This window comes from Halogeometricum sp. CBA1124 (assembly GCF_009741955.1).
GTDB classification, from domain to species: domain Archaea; phylum Halobacteriota; class Halobacteria; order Halobacteriales; family Haloferacaceae; genus Halogeometricum; species Halogeometricum rufum.
On sequence record NZ_WPCD01000231.1, the window covers coordinates 1 to 5,411 of the forward strand.

Annotated in this window: 6 protein-coding genes and 1 pseudogene; 2 read left to right on the top strand and 5 right to left on the bottom strand. The window is 70.2% G+C overall.

What is annotated here, in order from left to right; translation table 11 throughout:
- Position 1: 1 nt before the first annotated feature.
- Positions 2-1,822, bottom strand: coding sequence for an ATP-binding protein (locus GJ632_RS19025; protein WP_231751687.1), 1,821 nt, complete (start codon positions 1,820-1,822; stop codon positions 2-4).
- Between the two features lie 90 nt (positions 1,823-1,912).
- Between GJ632_RS19025 and GJ632_RS19030 the strand changes: the two genes are divergently transcribed.
- On the top strand, positions 1,913-2,254 hold the full coding sequence (locus tag GJ632_RS19030; protein ID WP_089808445.1) for a hypothetical protein: 342 nt from the start codon (positions 1,913-1,915) through the stop codon (positions 2,252-2,254).
- A gap of 18 nt (positions 2,255-2,272) precedes the next feature.
- Here GJ632_RS19030 and GJ632_RS19035 read toward each other — a convergent pair whose 3' ends face one another.
- Positions 2,273-3,529 carry a DNA double-strand break repair nuclease NurA gene (locus tag GJ632_RS19035; RefSeq protein ID WP_191453753.1) on the bottom strand — a complete coding sequence of 419 codons (1,257 nt, stop codon included), beginning with the start codon at positions 3,527-3,529 and terminating at the stop codon, positions 2,273-2,275.
- Positions 3,530-3,607: 78 nt separating this feature from the next.
- Here GJ632_RS19035 and GJ632_RS19040 point away from each other — a divergent pair.
- Positions 3,608-4,293, top strand: a pseudogene (locus GJ632_RS19040) (HAD family hydrolase).
- 22 nt (positions 4,294-4,315) lie between these two features.
- On the opposite strand, the gene GJ632_RS19045 reads toward GJ632_RS19040, so the two are convergent.
- The 3 genes from GJ632_RS19045 to GJ632_RS19055 all read right to left on the bottom strand — a co-directional run.
- Positions 4,316-4,687 (bottom strand): hypothetical protein, encoded by a 372-nt coding sequence (locus tag GJ632_RS19045; RefSeq protein WP_191453754.1) that lies wholly within the window; start codon positions 4,685-4,687, stop codon positions 4,316-4,318.
- 86 nt (positions 4,688-4,773) lie between these two features.
- The gene (locus tag GJ632_RS19050; RefSeq protein WP_191453755.1) at positions 4,774-5,091 is read right to left on the bottom strand and encodes a hypothetical protein; all 318 of its coding nucleotides are present in this window, start codon (positions 5,089-5,091) and stop codon (positions 4,774-4,776) included.
- A gap of 153 nt (positions 5,092-5,244) precedes the next feature.
- Positions 5,245-5,411 (bottom strand): DUF2240 family protein (locus tag GJ632_RS19055; RefSeq protein WP_191453756.1); only part of this gene is annotated, 167 nt, incomplete at its 5' end.

Genomic DNA, 5,411 nt, shown 5'->3' on the forward strand with positions numbered 1-5,411 from the left:
GTCACGCCCGACACGACGTCGAACCCGGAACCGGTCCGGTTGCGACGATGGCGTCCTCGTCGCCGAGGTTGAGGACGAGTTTCGTGTTCACCTGCTTGAACACGGGTTCGGCCACGTCCTGCGGGTCCTGCGTGATGAGGAACAGGCCGAGACGCTCCTTCCGGCCCTGCTTGGCCGCCTCGGTGAACTTCGAGACGACTTTCCGCGCCTGCACGTTGTCGGCGTCGGCGAGGAAGTTGTGCGCCTCGTCCATCCCGAGGACGAGGGGCGTCTCCTTGATTCGCTGCGAGTCGGGCGCGTTCGACAGTTTGTCGTCGATGAGCATGCTCGACACCGCGAGGACGAACATCTCCTTGGCGCGACTCGTCGAGAGGTGGTAGGTGGGGACGACGGTGAGGCCGCCCGGCCGGACGAGTTCGTGGTCCAACTCCGTGATGGGCCGCGCGGACTGGTCGAACACGCCGTTCGGGACGCCCCGGACCCGCCGCTTGACGGCGTCGTACGTCGCCTCGTGGACGCGGCCGGCCTCGTGCAGTTCCTCCTTCAGCGCGGGGTCGTCGAGGAACGTCAGGAACTCCCGGTACGTCCCCTCGTCGCCGTACTGCCGGAAGAACCGCCGGAGGAGTTCCTTCAGCGCCGGGAACTGGTTCTCGTTGAGGCTGCTGCCGGCGACCAGCCACGGCCTGTCGCGCGCCATCGAGAACGGGATGGTGAACGCCAACTGCTCGGCGCGGTGGTTGTCGCCGCCGTAGGGGACGCCGTCCTCCTTCGGGACGAGACAGAGCGTGTCGTCGTGGCCGCCGTGCGCGACGCCCTCGCGTTCGTACCGCCGCGTCACCGACTCGGTCATCGCCGGGTTGTCGTCGTGCATCTGCGCGTACTCGTCCTGTGGGTCGAACTGGACGACGGCCATGCGAGCGTCGCGCCCGTCGTCCATCTCGTACGTCCGGTCGGCGTCCAGCAGTTGCCGCAGGAGGTTCTTCGAGGCGTGCGTCTTCCCGGACCCGGTGCCCCCGGCGACGAGAGTGTGCCGGAACACGAGTGGGTCGCCGTCGGCGTAGTCGTCCTTCAGGCGGTAGTCGATAGTCGGCGGTTCGGCGGCGGTCCGGACCTTCTCGCCGCCGACGGAGAGGTGGCCGAGGAAGACGCCCTCGGCGGGAATCTTCAGGCCCGTCTTTATCTGCTCGGGGTCCGTCGCCTCGGCGACGACGGCGCCCGGTTTGGGGACTCTGTCGACCATCCGTCGCTTGAGTTCGGTCCCGTCGCCGGAGGGCGTCCGGCTTTCCGAGACGCTTCCCGTCCCGCTATCCTCGAACAGCACCGCCACGGGGTCCAGCGACGCGACGAACTTGTAGTCGCGTTCCTCGAACCCCTGCCGGCGCATCGCGCGCCGGGCGTGAATCTCCGTCGCGTCGTCCGTCTGGAACTCCTGTGCGTACTCTAAGGCGGTGATGCGACAGAACAGCAGTTCGTCGTCCGGGTAGGGGACGAGCAGGTACTTGCCGAGGCGCACGTCGTCGCGGTTGCCCGTCGTGACGAACGCCCGGAGGGTGGTGTCGTCGCCGTCTTCGGCGACGCGGAGGCCCTGCGAGACGGAGACGGCGCCGATGCCGCGGTCCTCGCCCGCGGGAGACACGTCGTAGGACTCGAACGACACCTCGTCGCGCACGCCGTCGGCGGCGTCGGTGTCGGCGGCGGAGTCGGACGACGCCGTCTGCGTCCGCGTCTGCGCCTCCCCGGCGGCGGACGCGTCGGTCGATTGGGAGGACGACTCCGCCTCGGAGTCGCCCTCGAAGTCGGTGAAATCACCGAGGTCGGACATAGTCTGCGACACGGTAGGCCGTCGTTAAAAATACCCATGGCTCCGACACCCCCGCGCGTCTTTTGGGGTTGGGGTGCGTATCGGAACGGTATGCTTCTAGTTCGCGGACACGGCGGCGGCACCACGCTGACGGGCACCATCTTCGAACGCGGCGAGGAGGCCCCGTCGTACAAGGGTGCGCCCGACGAGGACGCGCCGTACGTGTGGGTCTGCGACGAGTTCTACGAAGTCGAGAGCGGGGGGTCGGAGACGGAGATAGACGGGCGAACCATCAACGTCGCGTTCGACTCGCCGATGCCCCGCGGGTTCGACACGCGCGAACAGGCCCTCGCGGCGGCCAAAGAGCACGTCCGGACGCAGTTCGCCCGCGTCGGCGTCGCCGCCGACGACGTGCGCATCGAAGTGGTGAAGTCCGAACCCGGCACGACCTGAGACGCCACCCGTCCGCGCTCACTCCTCGGGCGTCCACCGGACGTCGTCGTACCGGCGGACGGCGTCCGAGCCGAGGTTCTCCTCCAGTTTCCGCCTGAGCGCTATCTTCTCGCGCGCGCTGATGCGCGCCAGTTCGTCCGCCTTCGCGACGGACTCGGGCGGCCCCCGTTCGGCCGCGACGCCCCTGAGCATCTGCGTCGTGAGTCGCCGTCGCACCTCCTCGTCGCGCGCGAACGCCACGGGCGTCTCGACGCGGTAGAGGACGTCGGTTCGCGGGTCGTAGACGACGACGAACGCGACTTCGTACAGGTCGTCGTCGAGGTTCCGTTCCAGTCCGTAGGCGTCGCCGTCCGTCGAGAACGTCCGGTCGGACCCGCCGCGGGAGACGAACCAGTTGGTGAACGTCAGTTCCGACGTGTCCCGCCCTTCGGTCCCCCGACTGCCGGCCGCGCGGCGTTCGAGCAGACGGGTGAAGAAGGCGGTGTCGTCCGTCCACGGCGCCTCCATCCCCCTGTCGCGGACGGCGGTGACGAGGTGTTTCGCCGCGGGGTTCTTGACGAACCCGCAGAGGGGGACGTCGCGTTCGACGAACCGTTCGACCAGACGGACGTAGTTCTCGACGACCTGTTTGGGCTTTGCCTCGCGCGACAGGTCGCGGAGTTCGCCGTCCCTGTCGCGCCAGTTCAGGAGTTCCTTCGGGTAGAGGGGGCCGTCGAGGACGAGGAGGTCGTCCACCGCGTCGGCGTGTTCCAGCGCGTGCGTGCTCTCGGCGAGGTAGAGGGCGAGTGCGTGGACGACGCCCTCGGCGTAGCGACTCACCCGGGGCGCGTGGATGATGCGCCAGCGACAGTGCCCCTCGTCGAGTTTGCGCCACGGTTCGTCCAGTTTCAGCGTGGCGTCGTTCGCGTGGGTGGTGGCGACGATGCTGCGGTGGCGGTGGAGGTCGAGGTCCGAGGGGACGGCCGCCATCGCCGCCTGCGCCACGTCGAGGACGATGCCGTTCTTGAACGTCGTCGGGTTGATGGTGCCCGAGTCGAGGCCGTGGACCGTCTCGAACGGCGGGTCCGCGAGGGCGACGTCGTCCACGTCGACCGACCGGAGGCGGCGCGTCCCGAGTGGGTCGAGGACCACGTCGCCGTCGGGGCCGTACAGGGGGTCGAGATACTCCTCCCAGACGGTCCGGGCGAGGTCGGTGTGTTCCTCGTCGTCCACGTTTCGGGCGAGGTAGGCCGCCAAGTCCGCGATTCCGTCCACGTGGACGGGGTCGAGGGTCATGGCCCACCTGTGGGCGTGGGCGTAGAAAAACCCTCTCACGCGGCGTCCGTCGCGGCGGCCGCCGCGACGGGAACGGTCATGGTGGTGCGTCGCGTAGCGCCAGCCGTGACTATCCGGGCGGTCGGGTTCGACCTCGACTACACACTCGCGGTACCGACGCGTGACCGAGCGACGATTCTGCGCGACGCCGCGACGGCCGCGGGCGCGCCACCACTCTCCAGAGAGGCCTACCTCGACGCGCACGGGCGCAACCTCACGCGGGAGACGCGGACGCCGATATTCGAGTCGCTTCTGGCCGGCCGGGACACGGACGCCGACCCGGCCGCCGTCGCCACGGCGTACCGCGAACACATCGCCGACGCCCTCGTCCCCGTGCCCGGCGCGGAGGCGTTCCTCGCGGACCTGCGCGAGGAGTACGCCGTCGGCCTCCTCACCAACGGCCCGCGCGTCGCCCAACGCGACAAACTCGCTACCCTCGACTGGGAGGACGCCTTCGACGTGGCCCTCGTCACGGGCGAACTCCCCGCCGGCAAGCCCGACGCGGCGGCGTTCGAGGCCCTCCTGGACGCTCTCGGCACGGACCCCGCGGAGACGGCGTACGTCGGCGACGACGTGGACGCCGACGTGGGGGGTGCGGCAGACGCCGGACTCGTGCCGATTCAGGTCGTCTTCGAGGGCGGCCCGGCCCCGGCGCCCGCGCCGCCGCCCACGTCGAACGCGAGGTACTGGTCGAGCGACTGCCGTCGGTGCTGGCGTCGCTCTGAGACGGGTCGCTCCGACCCGCGGTCACGCGTCGGCGACGGCCCTGAGAGCGGGCAACAGCCACTTCACCTGCGCCCCGTCCTCGACGAAGACGAGCGTCCGCGGCGGACGGACGGCCTTCGGTCGGACGCGGAGGCCCTCCCGTTCGGCGGCGGCGGCGACGGCCTCCTGTTCGACGAGGAACTCGACGCGAGCGCGGTCCGGGTGGACGTACACCTCGGCGACGCGTTCGCCCTCGCGTTCGACGGCGTATGCGAACGCGCCGTCCTCGGTGGGGTCCACGTCGGGGTCAGACTCGGTCACCGACAGCGACGACAGCGACCGCTCGTGTCCCGTGACTTCGCTGGCGACGAGTTGGGCGATTCGCTTCCCGTGCGTCAGGCGGTCCTCGACCATACGTGCCCGTTGACCGCTCGGCGGTTTAGACGGCGCGGTTGTCGGCGGTCCCGAGTGGGTTCGCGCCGCCGTCCGCGACTCCGCCGTCAGTCCCGTTCGTCGTCCCCGCCCGGGAGCCGGCGGACCGCCTTCTCCCACCTGTCTCTGGCGGCCTGCCCGGGGTCCGCGAACGGGTCGTACGTGATGTCGTCGGCGGTTCCGAGACGCTCGCCCCCCTCGCGGTCCCTCACCGTTCGCCACAGGCCGACCGCCGCCGCGGCCGACAGCGACGCGAACAGAACCGCCACCGCGACGCCGGCGACGCCGTCGACCACGAAGAAGACGACCAGTAACAGCGCGGTCAGTTGGGACGCGTAGAGGAACCGGGCGAGCGAGTCGCCCGAGAGGTCGACCGTCCGTTCCATCTCTCGTCCGAGTCGTCGAACCGCGGACACATAACGTCTCTCGAACCGCGCCCCGTCCTCGCTCGACGCGACGACGGCGAACGGACGGCACCCTCGCCCGTCCTCGCACGCTCGGCGACGGTTCATCCCGACCGGCCGCCGTCGTGGCCGCGGCTACAACTCTTCGCGCGCGTCACGGGCGGCGTCGGCCACGTCCACGCCGCGCCGCGTGGCGTACAGGGCGGCCGCCGCCTCCACGTTGACGCCGAGTCGACGCTGGAGGTCGTTCACCTCCGCGACGGCCGACTGCTTGTCGTGGCCGGCGGCGACGAGGGCGTCGA

Coding starts and splice junctions, on each gene's coding strand:
- GJ632_RS19035 (WP_191453753.1), bottom strand. CDS start 3,529: ATGACCCTCGACCCCGTCCACGTGGACGGAATCGCGGACTTGGCGGCC.
- GJ632_RS19050 (WP_191453755.1), bottom strand. CDS start 5,091: ATGGAACGGACGGTCGACCTCTCGGGCGACTCGCTCGCCCGGTTCCTC.
- GJ632_RS19030 (WP_089808445.1), top strand. CDS start 1,913: ATGCTTCTAGTTCGCGGACACGGCGGCGGCACCACGCTGACGGGCACC.
- GJ632_RS19025 (WP_231751687.1), bottom strand. CDS start 1,822: ATGTCCGACCTCGGTGATTTCACCGACTTCGAGGGCGACTCCGAGGCG.
- GJ632_RS19045 (WP_191453754.1), bottom strand. CDS start 4,687: ATGGTCGAGGACCGCCTGACGCACGGGAAGCGAATCGCCCAACTCGTC.